Here is a 15117-nt window from a genome sequence, read left to right as displayed (position 1 = left end):
CAAGATGAATAAGAAACTACTTAGTTTGCTGGTAATAGCGCCGCTGCTGATTTCCTGCTCAGGCAACAAAAAGCCGGCTTTCCACGAAGAGTGGGTTAAAGACACCAACGGATTCGATATTCTGATGGGACAGTTTGCCCATAACATCGAGAATATCTGGGGCATCAACGAAGTGCTGATCGCCGGCCCCAAAGACTACGTGAAGTACAGCGATCAATATTACACCCGCAGCCACATCAACTTTGAGTCTGGATCGATCACCATCGAGACCATTGCCGGGACCGATCCGATGACCAGCCTGCGTCAGGCGATCATCACTACCCTGTTGATCGGTAACGATCCGGGGAATGTCGACCTGTACTCGGATGCCAATGATATTAAGCTTGGTACCGAGCCGCTGCTTTACGGCCAGGTGCTGGATAACACCGGACAGGCGATCCGCTGGCAAGGCCGTGCGGCCACCTTCGCGGACTATCTGATCCAGAACAAGCTGCAGCGCCGCACCTCCGGGCTGCATGTGATCTACTCGATCACCATTCCGATGGTGCCAAACCATCTGGATAAGCGTGCCCATAAATACCTGCCGATGGTGCGCGAAGCCTCCGCGAAGTATGGCGTCGATCAGTCGCTGATCCTGGCGATTATGCAGATTGAATCAAGCTTTAACCCGTATGCGGTCAGTAATGCCGATGCGCTGGGACTGATGCAGGTGGTGCAGCATACCGCCGGGGTTGACGTGTTCCGCATGAAGGGCAAATGGGGCAAGCCGAGCCGCAGCTATCTGCTGGATCCGGAAAACAACATTGATGCCGGTACCGCCTATCTGTCGATCCTGCAGGGCAGTTATCTGGCCGGGATCACCAACCCAACCTCGCGGCGTTATGCGGTGATCACTGCCTATAACGGTGGCGCGGGCAGCGTGTTGAAAGTGTTCTCCAGCGATAAAACGCGGGCGTTTAACACCATCAACAATCTGTCGCCAGCCGAGGTGTATCAGACGCTGACCACCAACCATCCGTCAGCGGAATCCCGTCGTTATCTGTACAAAGTGAGCAGCGCGCAGAAGAGCTACCACTCGTACTGATGCTGAGATGAAAAAAAGGGCAGCTCCTCAGGAGCTGCCCTTTTTTATGGTTGATACGCCCTACTGTGGGCAAAAATTAACGACTGATATTTTTGAATTGTTTTGTGGTGTCGGTCAGTGCGGTTTCGGTTGGCAGACGCTCCATTGAGCTGGCCCCGTAAAAACCGTCGCACTGCGGGCAGTTATCCAGAATGTACTGGGCATCTTCCGGGCTGGAAATCGGCCCGCCGTGGCACAGCACAATCACGTTTTCCCGCACGCTTTTCGCCGCCGTGGCCCACTGATTGATCAGTGGCACGCAATCCGCTAACTTCAGCGCGGTTTCTGCACCAATATTCCCACCGGTGGTCAGCCCCATATGCGGCACGATAATATCGGCACCGGCTTCGGTCATGGCGATGGCATCGGCTTCGCTGAACACATACGGCGTGGTCAGCATCTCTTTCTGGTGCGCCAGACGGATCATATCGACTTCCAGGCCGTAGCCCATGCCGGTCTCTTCCAGATTGGCGCGGAAGTTACCATCGATCAGCCCGACGGTCGGGAAGTTTTGCACGCCCGAAAAGCCCAACGCTTTCAGCTCGTCCAGAAAACGATCGAACTGGCAGAACGGATCGGTGCCGTTGACGCCGGCCAGAACCGGGGTATTTTTCACCACCGGCAGTACTTCCTTCGCCATATCCACCACAATCTCATTGGCGTTACCGTAGGCCAGCAGTCCGGCCAGCGAACCGCGTCCTGCCATGCGATAACGGCCTGAGTTGTAAATGACGATAAGATCGATGCCGCCTGCCTCTTCGCATTTCGCAGAGAGGCCGGTGCCGGCACCGCCGCCGATAATCGGCTCGCGGCGGGCAATCATCTGGTTAAATTTTGTCAGTATTTCCTGACGGGTAAAAGCCATTCTCAGTACTCCTTTGCCAGTTGGCGGAACTGCTCCACAGCAATCTGTGCAAATTCCCGGTCGTTAATGTTATAGGGTACGCGAAGTATTTTACGCTTTGCCGTCTGCACTAAACGGTCTTCCAGCGTGGTGATAAAGGCCCGATCGGCGTCCGGAGACCAGAATGCCTGGCCTGGCGCATCCAGTGCCGAGAATCCGCCTTCCGGGATCAGGAACACAATTTTCCCCTGACACCGGTTCAACTTGTCGGCGATCCAGGTTGCCAGCGCCACATTCTCCTCAACCGTGGTGCGCATCAGCGTAACCTGCGCATTGTGATGATAGAAGAGACGCCCGGCATATTTTTCCGGCACGCTGTCGGCATGGCCGAAGTTGACCATATCCAGCGCACCGCAGGAGATCACGCAGGGCACCTCTGAGCTGGCCAGCGCATCAAAGCGGGTATCATCACAGGCCAGCACGCCACCAAACAGCAGATCGCACACTTCGGTGGTGGTCAGATCGAGCAGGCCGGACAGCATATAGCTGGCGGTGAGTTTTTCCATCGCCATGCCGCCACTGCCGGTGGCGTGGAACACCACGCAGTCATAGTCCTTTTCCAGCGCGGCGCTGACGTGCTGAATACAGGGCGTGGTCACGCCGAACATGGTCAGCCCCAGCGCCGGATTTTCATTCGGATCCTCTTCGACGTCCCATAACACGGCACCCGCGACCTGGTGGGCGGCGTTGGCCAGCACCCGGCGGGAGATGCGGTTCAGGCCCGCCACATCGGTTACGGAATTCAGCATGGTGATATCGCTGGCGCCGACATAGCCGGAGACGTCGCCGGAGGCCATGGTAGAAACCATCACTTTCGGGATGCCGATGGGCAGTGCCTGCATCGCCGGGGTGATCAGCGCCGTTCCGCCGGATCCGCCCAAACCAATCACGCCGAGCAGGTCGCTTCTTTTGCTGAGGAAATTCTTAAATGCCAGCGCCATGGCATCAATGGCTCTGCCGCGGTCGCCGCAGAACACCGCGTTGCGTCCATCGGGATGAAAGTCGGCGATCAGTTCCGGGGGGAAATCCGCTTCAGAAGGCATAACTGGTTGAGTTGACAGATCAACTGTTAACACGTCTGCACCGGTTTTGGCGATGCAATCACTGACGTAAAACAGTTCCCTTCCTTTAGTATCTGCTGTAGCAACAGCGTAGATATAACCTGCGTTTATACTCATAGTCGTAACAACACCCTGTTATCAGACGAAATAAGAACTTGAAAAACCAGTAATAAAAACGTACATAACCTGTACGCCTCATTATTTTCAAGGCCACGAGATTACAGTACCACCTTCATTATTGGTAAATCAATTGAATGAAATATGCGTCTCACAGAGATGTTGACTATGCTTACGGCTGAGGTCTGGCTTTTAGATTTGCCCCGAAGTCATCGCGATTTCTTCCGGGCATTATTCGTCAATCGCTTGAATTTCAAGCCGAATTAATTGAACAAATGAGGTTATTGTGGAGCAAAGGGATTCCGCTGGGGTTATGACATTAACCGCTACAAGGGCAAGAACACGACGCTTACTGATTGAAACAGCAATGAAGATGTTCGACAGTGGTGCCTTCCCGTCGATCACCGAAGTGGCTCAGGAAGCACAGCTTTCGCGGGCGACTGCCTACCGTTATTTTCCCACTCAGAGCGCGCTGGTTTCGGCCATCGTGACTGAGACGCTCAGCCCGATCAAAAACTGGCGTCCGACTAAACAAGACACCGGCGACCGCATTGATGAGATGCTGGGATTTGCCTTCCCGCGCATGCTGGAGCATGAAGGCACGCTGCGTGCTGCCCTGCACCTTTCTCTGACGCAGTGGGCACAGTCACGTTCCAGCGAACGGCCTGAAAAAGAGAAGCTGATCAGGGGTAACCGCAAGGCGATGCTGCAGCATGTGGTTGAGCCGTTAAACCAGGAGATGTCGCCGAAGATGGTGGAGCGCGTGGTTCAGTCGCTGTCGCTGGTGTACGGCTCGGAGATTTTTCTGGTGATGAAGGATATCTGGGGCTGCGATAACGTGCAGCTGGAAGATATTGGCAAGTGGATAGCCAAAGCGATCGTCCGTCAGGCGCGCGAAGATGAAAAAGCGCTGACGGCGGAGTGAGCTGCCGCAAAAGCACAGGGGCCACAATCGCGGCCCCTGATACTCACCTGTTACTGACAGCCGTTACGCGTTAAGCATGTAGCCAAACAGACGCTTCACGCCATTCTCATCGGCTTCGGCATAGACGCCCTGCAGTTCTGGCGAGAAGCCAGGCAGCAGATTAAGCCCTTCTTCCAGTGCCAGGAAGTAGCGTTGAACCGCCCCGCCCCAGGCTTCGCCAGGCACAACACAGAGCACGCCCGGAGGATAAGGCAGTGCGCCTTCCGCCGCGATGCGTCCTTCCGCCTTCGCAATCGGCACCAGCTCGACGTTGCCACGAATAAATTCGATATTGGCATCCTGCGGGTTCATCATCACTTTTGGCAGGCTTTCCTGACGGAACATCGCCTTCTGCAAATCCTTCACGCCATAGCTGACGTACAGCTGATGCATCTCCTGACAGAGACGACGCAGGGTGTAGCCTGCGTAGCGCTTCGCATTCTTACGGTAGATGGTTGGCAGTACGTCGGATAACAGCGCATCCTCTTTGACGTGCTGTTCGAACTGCGCCAGCTTGGCCACCAGATGGGCCATTTTCTCGACGCTCTCTGCGGGCGTCAGCAGGAACAGGATCGAGTTAAGATCGCATTTCTCTGGCACCACGCCATTTTCGCGCAGGTAGTTAGCCAGGATAGTGGCCGGGATGCCGAAGGACGCGTACTGACCGTTGGCGGCATCGATGCCCGGCGTGGTCAGCAGTAGCTTACAGGGATCGATCAGGTACTGATCTTTCTCGTAGCCTTCAAAGCCATGCCAGTCAGCGCGCGGCGCAAAGCTAAAGTAGCGGGCATCCGAGGCGATGGTTTCGGTTTTCGCATCCTGCCAGGGTTTGCCGTCCACTTCATCGGGAATAAACGGCTTAATCATTTCGCAGCGGGCAAGGATTGCTTTACGGGCATCGATGCCGAGGGTGACGCACTCGTGCCACAGGCGACGCCCTGCTTCGCCCTGATGCATTTTGGCATTCACGTCCAGCGCGGCAAACAGCGGATAGAACGGGCTGGTTGAGGCGTGCAGCATAAAGGCATTGTTGAGGCGTTTATGGCTACAGAAGCGCTTCTGGCCGCGCAGGTGGTTATCTTTTTTATGGATCTGCGAGGTTTGCGAGAAACCGGCCTGCTGTTTATGCACCGACTGGGTAACAAAGATGCCCGGATCGTTTTCATTGAGTTCCAGCAGCAGCGGCGAGCAGGCTTCCATCACCGGAATAAACTGTTCATAGCCGACCCATGCCGAGTCAAACAGGATGTAGTCGCAGAGGTGGCCGATGCTGTCGATCACTCTACGGGCGTTATAGACGGTGCCGTCGTAGGTGCCAAGCTGGATCACCGCCAGGCGGAAAGGACGGGCTTCCTGCGCGCGTTCCGGCGCCACCTGTTTAATCTGCTCGCGGATGTAGTCCTCGTTAAAGCAGCGCGCATCGATACCGCCGATAAAGCCAAACGGGTTGCGGGCGGTTTCGAGGTAGATCGGGGTCGCACCGGCCTGGATCAACGCGCCGTGGTGGTTCGATTTATGGTTGTTGCGGTCGAAGAGCACCAGGTCGCCGCGCGTCAGCAAGGCGTTGGTCACCACTTTATTGGCGCTGGAGGTGCCGTTCAGCACGAAATAGGTTTTATCGGCGTTGAAGACTTTCGCGGCAAACTTTTGTGCATGTTTCGCCGATCCTTCGTGGATCAGCAGGTCGCCCAGCTTTACGTCGGCATTGCACATATCGGCGCGGAAGACGTTTTCGCCGAAGAAGTCGAAGAACTGACGTCCAGCCGGGTGCTTTTTGAAGAAAGCGCCGCCCTGGTGGCCGGGACAGGCAAAGGTGCTGTTATCCATCGCGACATATTTGGTCAGCGTATTAAAGAACGGCGGCAGCAGTTCGCTCTGGTATTCGGACGCGGCGGCTTCGAGTTTGATCGCATCGTCCCCGGCACCGGTCAGCAGGCCGACGTTTTCCGGCAGGTCAATTTCCTGTTCCTGCTCAGGGTAATCCAGCGAGATAAACACCGGCAGATTAAAGCCGGTATGGCGCAGCAGCGCCAGCATGCCGCTACGGGAGTCGGCAACAGAGACGACCACCGCCGCCACATCCGTAAAATCAGTTTTCTCCAGCGTAACGACTTCGCGTCCGGTCTGGAGGTGGATAGCCACAGTGGTGCTGGCTGCAATTTTCAGTGGTGTCATAGCACAAATCCTCAGGCGTCAAGGATGAGTGGGTGCCAGAGGCACAGCAATGGGAGACGGCAATAGCCCTCTTCCGGCGAAAGGTGTCAAACAGGTGAACAGCCAACAGGGTCCGGCTTCAACCGATAGACATCAGTAAAATCAGATCGCGTCTGTTTTTACTCATGGCCAACAGTAAGCGTATGAAAACCTCACCGCACGGTGAGAGATTTTTTCGACAGGATGTGACAAGCGGATCGGCGCGCCAGCGACATTCGGGGATGTCGGGTACAGGTGCTGTTTTTCAGCAGTGAACCAGGCATGGCGGCGACCTTAAAGTGGCGTGGTGACGTTATCCGTCAGAGTGGGCGCAATGATGGCACTTTTTTTTTTCAGGTTCAAGACGGCGGGTGAATTTAGCGGCTGGCGGCAGGTTGGCTAACCTATTGATATTTAGCAGGTAAAATTGTCGATAAAAATAAAAAAGGTTATTTTTCTATTGGTTATGCAGTTTTGTTGCAAAGATATTCAACGGGGTGAAGGTCAACACCGGCTTTGTGGTTTGGCGTCAGCATAGTTGAAGGGTTTGGTGGATACACAGGTCAACACCGCCTCCGTGGTTTGGCGTCAGCATAGTTGAAGGGTTTGGTGGATACACAGGTCAACACCGCCTCCGTGGTTTGGCGTCAGCATAGAGCGCGGTATCCGAGACGCCGTAAATCCGTCCCTGGAGGCTTGGCTGCGGCATCCCTGCCGCAGACACTCGGCTACCGCGCTCTATGCCGCCACCTTATAACATTCGCGTAGTTGATAGGTTTGGTGGAAGCACAGGTCAAGGGCAGCCAGCTGGGCCGGGTTTTGACCTCTGTCCACAATCAACCATTCGACACTGAAGCTTAGGGGAAAGGGGAGAGAGTTGATAAGCAAAGCATAGGCGACAGAGCGAGTGGGATTTTGACCTGTGTGTCCACAATTAATCATTCGACTTTGAAGCTTAGGGGAAGGGAGAGAGAGTTGATAAGCAAAGCATCGGCGACAGGGATGTCGCCGCTGAGCCCCCAGGGATGGGTGCACGGCGTCTTTGTGTTCAACTCTCTCTCCCTGAGCTTGCCATCAGAACATACAGACGACTTACCGGACTCCACAGCCCACTCTCCTCCTACTTTGCCACCAGAAAAAACAGACGACCTACCAAACCCCAGAGCTACAGCCAGTGCTGCGCCGCGATCTTCTCGCCGTCGCTGAAGCGCGCCATCCGAAATGCCGTGGGATCGACTATCGGTTTTGAACCGATCACCAAATCAGCCATCAACTGCCCTGCGGCGGGCGCGATGCCGAAACCGTGCCCGGAAAAACCGGTGGCGATGAACAGACCGGGCACCGTTGGCGCGCCTGAAATCACCGGGATCGCATCCGGCATCGTGTCGATCATTCCGCCCCAACTTTGCGCGACCTGCACGTTGCCCAGCGCTGGCAACCACTGCTGCAGATTAATCAGGATCTGTTTGAGCACCGCCGGATCGATCTGTGGATCCAACACCCGGATCCGCTCATACAGCGAGACTTTATCCGCCTGACCAGGCCGCCAGTGCAACGCTTCTTCCACAAAACGCTGCCCCAACCGCAACTGTAACGCCTTGCGCTCCTGCCAGAACGCCGGGAAAAAAGCCTTCAGAAAACGTAACGAATCAGGCGTGATATCGGCGGTATTGAGCGCGGAACTGGCGATGGTCAGCCCACCGTCCAACCGCTTGCGCATCGAGACACCACCAAAACTGACGCAGGGCGCGATTTCACAATTTACCGGCCGGGTTCTCATTACCGTCGACAAAACCTTTAATTGCGGCAAGGTGATCCCCATTCCCTGCAACAACAACCGGGACCAGACGCCGCCAGCCACCACCACCGACTGACAGGCCACCGCTCCGTGCTCGGTCACCACGTGACTCACCCGTCCGGCAGCACGCTCAATGGTTCGCACGGCGCAATGCTGCTGAATATTCACTCCCAACGCCATCGCGTACATCGCCATCGCGGGCGCGGCTTTTTGTGGCTCGGCCCGACCATCCAACGGCGTCCACATGCCACCGGCTATCGCCTGATTCAGGCCCGGAAGCCTGGCGGCGGTCTGCGCTGCCGACAGCATTTCACTGTGAATATCATACTGACGCGCTTCGTCACACCAACGCTGATGCCGATCGCGCTGCGCTTCAGTGCGTGAGGTGTAGAGAATGCCCTCGCGGCGAAAACCGGTTTCCCGACCCACCAACTGATTCATCCCCTCCCACATTCTCAAACTTTGTTCGATCAACGGCAGCTCGCGCAGATCGCGCCCGGCCCGGCGGCACCAGCCCCAGTTGCGGCTGGATTGCTCGGCGGCAACGGTGCCCTTCTCCAACAGAACAACCTGGATCCCTCGCTGAGCCAGCGACAACGCCGTCGCCACCCCAATAATCCCTCCACCGATCACCACCACTTCCGCCTGTGTCGGGAAGATTGCCGACGATGGCACTAAATCAACGACTGGACCCATGACTTACCCTCACTTAGTATTGATCTTCCACGGTCCAGTTCACCGGGATCTCCGCAATGCTGGTGGTGGTCGGCAGCTCCAGCACCGTGCGCACCAGATGCGCCAAATCCTCGGGCTGCGTCATCTTCTCCGCCGGCACTTCCGTCAGCGCGGTGCCCATATCGGTCGCAACATACCCCGGACAGATGGCGGTGGATCGAATGCCGTCTTCATCACCAATCCGCCGCAGACCGTGAGCCAGCGCCAGTGCAGCAAACTTGCTCATCGCGTACAGGCTTGAACGCTCTGCGCGCACGCGCTTACCGGATAACGAAACCAGCGTCACAATCCGCCCGCTGCCGCTGGCTACCAGATGCGGCCAGGCCTTGCGGCTCAGACGCATCGGCGACTTCACGTTGACGTCAAAAGTGCGGTCAAACTCGTCATCGGTGGCGGTCAGCACCGAAACCGGCAGCATCATCCCGGCGTTATGGATCACCGCGTCGATGCGGCCAAATTTTGCGATGGTGGCCGCAATCCAGTCGTCTTCGGTGGCGCCATCCAGCGCATCAAATCGACAGACCAGCTGATGCTCAGGATCGGCGTTGGCCACCTCTTCCGGCGTCCGGCATCCCAGGCTCACCGCCCAACCGTTCGCCAATAAATTTGCGGCAATGGCCGCACCAATTCCACGGCTGGCACCGCTGATCAGCGCCACGCGCCGGGTAGAAGCATTCATCAGGTTATTCTCCAGTTAGCTCATTGATGCCCGCAGACGCGTATCCAGCGGACTTAACATCGGTTCTACGCCAGCCACTTCTTCCTGCAATAACGCCACATAGCGCTGCACGGCGTCCGGCGTCAAACGGGGTGACAATACGGTTAAGCCCAGCGATCCCACCACGCCCGCACCCGCCACGCGGATCGGCACCGACACTCCGCCGATCCCCGGCAATAATTCGCCAGGATCCAGCGCGTAACCGCGCGAGGCGGTTTGATCGATCAACGACTGCAGTCGGGTTTTGGTCAGGATCGGCCAGTTATTCAGCCGCAGCGCATTACGTTCGAGGATCGCCTGCTGCGTCTCCGCGTCGAGAAACGACAGGATCGCCAGACTGCCGGGACCCAGACCGAGCGGCACCGCGCCGCCTATCGAGCCGGTCAGCGTCTGCATCTGAAAATCACTGTCATAACGGTCGATACACACCGAATCATCACGGTCGCGCGCCATCAGCATCACCGTCTCGCCGGTCAACTGCCGCAGACGTTCCAGCGCCGGCTGGAAGTGGCGACGCAGGCCTGGCCCTTTGGCCGCCTTCGCCCCGTAAATCAGGAGCTTGGTGCCCAGCCGGTAGCACTTATCCCCCTGGGCTTTATGCAACAGCTGATGATCCACCAGCGAATTCAAAATGCGGTGACAGGTCACCTTGTTGAGCCCGGACAGCTCGCACAGCGTTTTCAGCGTCAGACCTTCGCTGCCGACGTCTGACACCAGGTCCAGCAGCATCACCGCACGGTCCAGAAGCTGGACCCCGTTTTTCCCCTGAGCGTCGCTCATCGCCCCTCCAGAATTCCACTATGTGGAACTTTTAATTATAAGATTTCAATATGTGGTTTTTTGTTGACTAAATTTCTAGCAGATTTCACACTCGGTTGGCAAGTGAGATGCATTTTTAAGCACACCAGGGCTAAAAAAGAATCAGAGCATCGCGCTGCCGACAGACCAAAACCTGAGCCGAAAAGGCCGGAAATCACCTGCAATCACCACGACATCGGAAGGATGTAAACATGAAAAGAAATCGCGCATTGATGGCTCTTTCCCTGCTGATTATGGCTCCTGTTATTACCCATGCTGACACCCTGTCCGATATCAAAAGTCGTGGCGTACTGACCGTGGGTATCAAAAACGATTATCCGCCGTACGGCTTTATGAATGCCGAAGGCAAAACGGTCGGCTTTGAAGTGGATCTGGCGCGATCCATCGCCGCTAACCTGCTCGGATCACCCGACAAAATCAAACTGGTGCCGGTCAACGCCTCCAACCGCATTCAGTTTCTGCAGTCCGGCCAGATCGACCTGATTATGGCCACGCTGGGCGTAACGCCAGAGCGCGCCAAAGAAATTGATTTCACCGTGGAGTATGTTTCGGCAGCGGGCCCGTCGGTGATGGCGCGCAAAGAAGCCAAATTCAACCAGTGGGAACAGCTGAAAGGCCAGAAAATCTGCGGCATTCAGGGCTCTTACTACAACAAAACGCTGACGCAGAAATACGGCATCCAGCTGGTGAACTTCACCGCCCTGCCGGAAGCCTATCGTGCGTTGCAGGATAACCGCTGCGTGGCGATGGTCTTCGACGACATGACCTTGCAGAACAAGCTGGGCGAGCCGGGCTGGAGCGACTACAAAATTGCCATCAAGCCTTACGAGTTCCTGCCGATGGCGGGCGGACTCCGCAAGGGTGACGAGGCGTTCAAAAACGCGGTTAACGCGGCAATCGTGAAAACGGAAGGCGAAAACAAGCTGGTTGAATGGCAGAGCACCTACCATATGCCGCCCTCTGACTACATCACTAAGCGTGCCGAAGCCGCCCGCGCAGCCAAGTAAGCGGCGGGAGCGTAACGATGTTCGGACTCGATTATTCCTGGCTGCTGGATCCGACCTATCAGCAATGGCTGCTTCAGGGCGTGGTGCAGACGCTGGAGCTGGCGGCACTCTCTTCGGTGATTGCCATCGTCATCGGCCTGGCCGGTGCGCTTGGGCTGACCTTCAAAATCGCCTGGCTTGATGCGCTAATCGAGCTGTTTGTAGAGCTGTTTCGCAACACGCCGCCGCTGCTGCAGATGCTGTTTTTCTACTTCACCCTGACGCAGATTGGCTTTACCGCCACCGATCCGGTTACCGGGCTGCAGGTGCCGCTGGTCAGCGCCTTCGCCTCGGCAACCGTCTCGCTCAGCCTGTTTGGCGGCGCGCTGTGCATTGAAGCCTTTCGTTCCGGCTTTGATGCGGTGCCGAAAGCCACGCTGGAGGCGGCGCGATCCCTCGGCTATTCCCGCTGGGGACTGTTTGTGCACGTGCAGGCGCCGATTGCGTCACGCATCTGCCTGCCGCCGCTCACCAACGTACTGACCAATTTATTTAAAACCACCTCGCAGGCGTCGGTGATCACCGTGCCGGAGCTGATGTATGCCGCCGGACAGATCTACAACGACACCTTCCGCACGCTGGAAGTGATGCTGTTAGTGCTGCTGATTTATGTGGTGCTGGTCAGCCTGCTGGTGTGGTTTATCGGCTGGGTCGAGCGTCGTCTCGCCTATCCTGGCTACGGAGGTTAATCATGGATGCGCTCTATCTGAAGCGAAAGCGCCAGACCAAGCAGGCCTTTGCGCTGCTGGCGCTGATCGGACTGCTGTTCAGCATCTTTAACGATCCGGGTGGCGAATGGCATCAGGTGTGGTTGCGGCTGCCGCTGCTGTTAACCGGCAGTCAGCAAGGCTGGCCATGGTCGGGCGGCTTTGTGCTGAACATCTATATCAGCATTGTCAGCATGGCGCTTTCCACCGTGTTTGGCCTGCTGCTGGGGCTGGCGATGATGGCCAAACGCCGCTGGCTCAGCCTGCCGGCCCGCGCGCTGATGAACTTTCTGCGCAACGCGCCCTGGCTGGTGCTGCTGTTCTCGATGCTCTACCTGCTGCCCTATCACGCCTCGCTGTTTGGCATTTCCTTTACCTTCTCACCGCTGTTTAAGGCGATTGTCGGGCTAAGCCTGCCCACCGCCGCCAACTTCGGCGAAGTGATCCGCGGTGCCGTGCAGTCGGTGCACAGCGGTCAGTGGGAATCCGCGCGCTCGATGGGCTACAGCTACTGGCAGATCTACCGACTGGTGATCCTGCCGCAGGCCTTCCGCCGCATCATCCCCGGCTGGATGAACCTGTATGCGCTGCTGACCATCTCCACCGCGCTGGCCACCGTCACCGGCGTGCAGGAAGTGGTCACGCTGTTGCGCACCACGCTGGCGACCGAAGGGGAAAGCACGCTGGTTTACTTCTACGTGACCGTGCTGCTGATGTTCTTCTTTTATTGCTACCCGATTGCGCTGCTGGCGCGTCGGCTGGAAAAAAATACCAAAGGGGAAGCTATATGAGCGAGCGTAACCACGCCCTTATTGAGCTGGACAATATTCACAAGTCGTTCGGCGATACCCATGTGCTGAAGGGAATTTCGCTGAGCGTGAATAAAGGCGAAGCGGTGTGCATCATCGGCCCGTCTGGCTCCGGCAAGTCCACCATTTTGCGCTGCATCAACGGCCTGCTGCCGGTTGATGAAGGCTTTGTTCGCGTCGGCAATCACCGCGTGCATGAGATGACCAGCGAGAAGCAGATGCGTCCGCTGCGTCACCAGGTGTCGATGGTGTTCCAGCAGTACAACCTGTTCCCGCATCGCACGGTGCTGGACAACATCATGATGGCGCCGATGCAGGTCCTGAAGCATCAGCGGGATGAGGTGCGCGAGCGGGCGCTCAGGCTGATCGCCAAAGTACGCCTGACCGGCAAAGAAGATCGCTATCCCGGCGAGCTGTCCGGCGGCCAGCAACAGCGCGTGGCCATCGCCCGATCGCTGGCGATGCAGCCGGAAATCATTCTGTTTGATGAGGTGACGGCGGCGCTCGATCCCGAGACGGTAAAAGAAGTGCTGAACACCATCCGCGAACTGGTGGATGAAGGGATGACCTGCGTGCTGGTCACCCACGAGATGCGCTTTGCCCGTGAAGTGTCGCACCGGGTGTGCTTCACCGATCGCGGCCGGATAGTGGAAAGCGCCCCGCCCGCGCAACTTTTTGATGCCCCGCAGGATCCGCGCACTCGCGAGTTCCTCGGCCAGGTTTTGTGATCCTTTTGAGAGACACCATGGCAAGCCAAACTGATGAGTTTTTTACCGCCGACTTCAAAACCACCCCGTACTGGTGGGAAGCCGCGCCGCCTGAAACGGTTTTAGATCCTCTGCCGGCCACCGCCGATGTGGTGGTGATCGGCTCCGGCTTTGCCGGCCTGAATGCCGCCATTGAGCTGGCGCGCCACGGCAAAAATGTGGTGGTGCTGGACGCCAACGAACTCGGCAGCGGCGGCAGCACCCGCACCGGCGGGATGATCAGCAGCGGCCAGAAGTTGGTGGTCGGGGGGGCGATCAAAGGCATCTCGCCCGAACTGTTCAGCAAGATGATTGGCGACTCCATCGCCTCTTTCGACTTTATTCAGCAGTTGGTCAAAAGCGAGCAGCTGGATGCTGACCTGTTTATCGGCGGTCGCTATTTTGGCGCGCACACCAAAAAGCAGCTCGACAGTCTGTATCAGATGGGCGATATCCTGCACAAAGTGACCGGCGTGACCGTGCATAAGGTGAAGCGCAAAGAGCAGGCGTCGATCATCGGTTCTGAGTTCTATCACGGTGGGATTCTGGTCGATGAGTACGGTGGCGTGCATCCAGGGAAATACAATAAGGCGCTGCGCGATTTGGCTCGCCAGTTAGGTGCCACCTTGTTCTCCCACGCGCGCGTCACCGCAATTACGCCACGCGATGGCGGCAAAGTCGTTAACACCGAGCGCGGCACCATTACTGCACAAGAAGTGTTAGTGCTAACTAACGGTTATACCGATACCCTGGCAACGCCGAACCTGGCGAAGCGCATTGTGCCGGTGAAAAGCTATCAAATCGCCACCGAACCGCTACCGCCCGAGCTGATGGCGAAGCTGATCCCTGGCGGCAGAATGATCACCGACAGTCGCCGCGATCTGATCTATACCCGCCCTTCTCCCGACGGCACGCGCCTGCTGTTTGGCTCGCGTCCTGGCATGATGGACTGCGACGATAAAACCGCGGCGATTAAGATCCGCGAGAGGATGTTGGCAATTTGGCCGGAGTTGGCGGGCTACAAAATCAGCCACGCCTGGAGCGGTTATGTCGGCATGACGCACGATAAAACCGCCTATGCCGGGGTGATGGACAATGCGCGCTTTGCGGTGGGCTGCAACGGCAACGGCGTGGCGCTGATGAGCTGGCTGGGATACCGCACCGCGCAGAAGGTGCTGGGCACGGAACCGCGTCCGCTGTCGTTCGATCGCCCGACCTTTAAGCGCATTCCGCTGTACGATGGACGCCCGTGGTTTGTGCCCTTTGTCAGCGGCTGGTATCGCCTGCGTGACGCGGTGGACAAGCGACTGGATTGAGGTGGGTTAGCGGCCAGAACGTTTAAGGCACGAGAAAACGTGCGGGTGATGCAAGAAAACA

At 57.1% G+C, this 15117-nt stretch carries 13 protein-coding genes; 7 read left to right on the top strand and 6 right to left on the bottom strand.

Annotated features, from left to right (window positions below; translation table 11 throughout):
- Window positions 1-4: 4 nt before the first annotated feature.
- Window positions 5-1084 carry a membrane-bound lytic murein transglycosylase MltC gene (gene mltC / locus ACXKZG_RS04260; RefSeq protein ID WP_053143936.1) on the top strand — a complete coding sequence of 360 codons (1080 nt, stop codon included), beginning with the start codon at window positions 5-7 and terminating at the stop codon, window positions 1082-1084.
- 76 nt (window positions 1085-1160) lie between these two features.
- Here the strand turns inward: mltC and ACXKZG_RS04255 are convergent, their stop codons facing one another.
- A complete protein-coding gene (locus tag ACXKZG_RS04255; protein ID WP_013203698.1) occupies window positions 1161-1988 on the bottom strand; it encodes a phosphoenolpyruvate hydrolase family protein in 828 nt (275 codons plus the stop codon).
- A 2-nt stretch (window positions 1989-1990) separates the two neighbouring features.
- Entirely contained in the window at window positions 1991-3205 is a 1215-nt protein-coding gene (locus ACXKZG_RS04250; protein ID WP_488875766.1) for a Tm-1-like ATP-binding domain-containing protein, read from the bottom strand.
- Between the two features lie 313 nt (window positions 3206-3518).
- Here ACXKZG_RS04250 and ACXKZG_RS04245 point away from each other — a divergent pair, with 313 nt between their 5' ends.
- Entirely contained in the window at window positions 3519-4130 is a 612-nt protein-coding gene (locus ACXKZG_RS04245; protein WP_206403555.1) for a TetR/AcrR family transcriptional regulator, read from the top strand.
- Window positions 4131-4193: 63 nt separating this feature from the next.
- On the opposite strand, the gene ACXKZG_RS04240 is transcribed toward ACXKZG_RS04245, so the two are convergent.
- The 4 genes from ACXKZG_RS04240 to ACXKZG_RS04225 all read right to left on the bottom strand — a co-directional run bounded on the left by ACXKZG_RS04240 (window position 4194) and on the right by ACXKZG_RS04225 (window position 10393).
- Window positions 4194-6344 carry an ornithine decarboxylase gene (locus ACXKZG_RS04240; RefSeq protein WP_488875765.1) on the bottom strand — a complete coding sequence of 717 codons (2151 nt, stop codon included), beginning with the start codon at window positions 6342-6344 and terminating at the stop codon, window positions 4194-4196.
- Window positions 6345-7527: 1183 nt separating this feature from the next.
- The gene (locus ACXKZG_RS04235; protein ID WP_488875764.1) at window positions 7528-8856 is read right to left on the bottom strand and encodes an NAD(P)/FAD-dependent oxidoreductase; all 1329 of its coding nucleotides are present in this window, start codon (window positions 8854-8856) and stop codon (window positions 7528-7530) included.
- A gap of 13 nt (window positions 8857-8869) precedes the next feature.
- Window positions 8870-9574, bottom strand: coding sequence for an SDR family NAD(P)-dependent oxidoreductase (locus tag ACXKZG_RS04230; RefSeq protein WP_013203704.1), 705 nt, complete (start codon window positions 9572-9574; stop codon window positions 8870-8872).
- Between the two features lie 15 nt (window positions 9575-9589).
- Window positions 9590-10393 (bottom strand): IclR family transcriptional regulator, encoded by an 804-nt coding sequence (locus ACXKZG_RS04225; protein WP_013203705.1) that lies wholly within the window; start codon window positions 10391-10393, stop codon window positions 9590-9592.
- 230 nt (window positions 10394-10623) lie between these two features.
- Here ACXKZG_RS04225 and ACXKZG_RS04220 point away from each other — a divergent pair, with 230 nt between their 5' ends.
- Genes ACXKZG_RS04220 through ACXKZG_RS04200 form a run of 5 tightly spaced genes read left to right on the top strand, consistent with a single transcriptional unit; the run spans window position 10624 to window position 15056 of the window.
- On the top strand, window positions 10624-11439 hold the full coding sequence (locus ACXKZG_RS04220) for a transporter substrate-binding domain-containing protein (protein WP_013203706.1): 816 nt from the start codon (window positions 10624-10626) through the stop codon (window positions 11437-11439).
- A gap of 17 nt (window positions 11440-11456) precedes the next feature.
- Window positions 11457-12167, top strand: a complete 711-nt coding sequence (locus ACXKZG_RS04215) for an amino acid ABC transporter permease (RefSeq protein WP_013203707.1) — start codon at window positions 11457-11459, stop codon at window positions 12165-12167.
- Window positions 12168-12169: 2 nt separating this feature from the next.
- Window positions 12170-12976, top strand: a complete 807-nt coding sequence (locus ACXKZG_RS04210; RefSeq protein WP_488875763.1) for an amino acid ABC transporter permease — start codon at window positions 12170-12172, stop codon at window positions 12974-12976.
- Entirely contained in the window at window positions 12973-13722 is a 750-nt protein-coding gene (locus tag ACXKZG_RS04205; RefSeq protein WP_488875762.1) for an amino acid ABC transporter ATP-binding protein, read from the top strand. Before ACXKZG_RS04210 ends, ACXKZG_RS04205 begins: the two co-directional genes overlap by 4 nt.
- 17 nt (window positions 13723-13739) lie before the next feature.
- Window positions 13740-15056, top strand: coding sequence for an NAD(P)/FAD-dependent oxidoreductase (locus ACXKZG_RS04200; protein WP_488875761.1), 1317 nt, complete (start codon window positions 13740-13742; stop codon window positions 15054-15056).
- The last annotated feature ends 61 nt before the right edge of the window (window positions 15057-15117 follow it).

This window comes from Erwinia sp. 2186 (assembly GCF_057812255.1).
Note: the sequence above shows the minus strand (reverse complement) of the source record. Positions and strands in the feature narration are given on the sequence as shown.

Excerpts from the sequence above, each read along its gene's own strand:
- ACXKZG_RS04255 (WP_013203698.1), bottom strand. The coding sequence starts at position 1,988 with ATGGCTTTTACCCGTCAGGAAATACTGACAAAATTTAACCAGATGATT.
- ACXKZG_RS04250 (WP_488875766.1), bottom strand. The coding sequence starts at position 3,205 with ATGAGTATAAACGCAGGTTATATCTACGCTGTTGCTACAGCAGATACT.
- ACXKZG_RS04245 (WP_206403555.1), top strand. The coding sequence starts at position 3,519 with ATGACATTAACCGCTACAAGGGCAAGAACACGACGCTTACTGATTGAA.
- ACXKZG_RS04240 (WP_488875765.1), bottom strand. The coding sequence starts at position 6,344 with ATGACACCACTGAAAATTGCAGCCAGCACCACTGTGGCTATCCACCTC.
- ACXKZG_RS04215 (WP_013203707.1), top strand. The coding sequence starts at position 11,457 with ATGTTCGGACTCGATTATTCCTGGCTGCTGGATCCGACCTATCAGCAA.
- ACXKZG_RS04225 (WP_013203705.1), bottom strand. The coding sequence starts at position 10,393 with ATGAGCGACGCTCAGGGGAAAAACGGGGTCCAGCTTCTGGACCGTGCG.
- ACXKZG_RS04235 (WP_488875764.1), bottom strand. The coding sequence starts at position 8,856 with ATGGGTCCAGTCGTTGATTTAGTGCCATCGTCGGCAATCTTCCCGACA.
- ACXKZG_RS04200 (WP_488875761.1), top strand. The coding sequence starts at position 13,740 with ATGGCAAGCCAAACTGATGAGTTTTTTACCGCCGACTTCAAAACCACC.
- ACXKZG_RS04220 (WP_013203706.1), top strand. The coding sequence starts at position 10,624 with ATGAAAAGAAATCGCGCATTGATGGCTCTTTCCCTGCTGATTATGGCT.
- ACXKZG_RS04210 (WP_488875763.1), top strand. The coding sequence starts at position 12,170 with ATGGATGCGCTCTATCTGAAGCGAAAGCGCCAGACCAAGCAGGCCTTT.
- ACXKZG_RS04230 (WP_013203704.1), bottom strand. The coding sequence starts at position 9,574 with ATGAATGCTTCTACCCGGCGCGTGGCGCTGATCAGCGGTGCCAGCCGT.
- mltC (WP_053143936.1), top strand. The coding sequence starts at position 5 with ATGAATAAGAAACTACTTAGTTTGCTGGTAATAGCGCCGCTGCTGATT.
- ACXKZG_RS04205 (WP_488875762.1), top strand. The coding sequence starts at position 12,973 with ATGAGCGAGCGTAACCACGCCCTTATTGAGCTGGACAATATTCACAAG.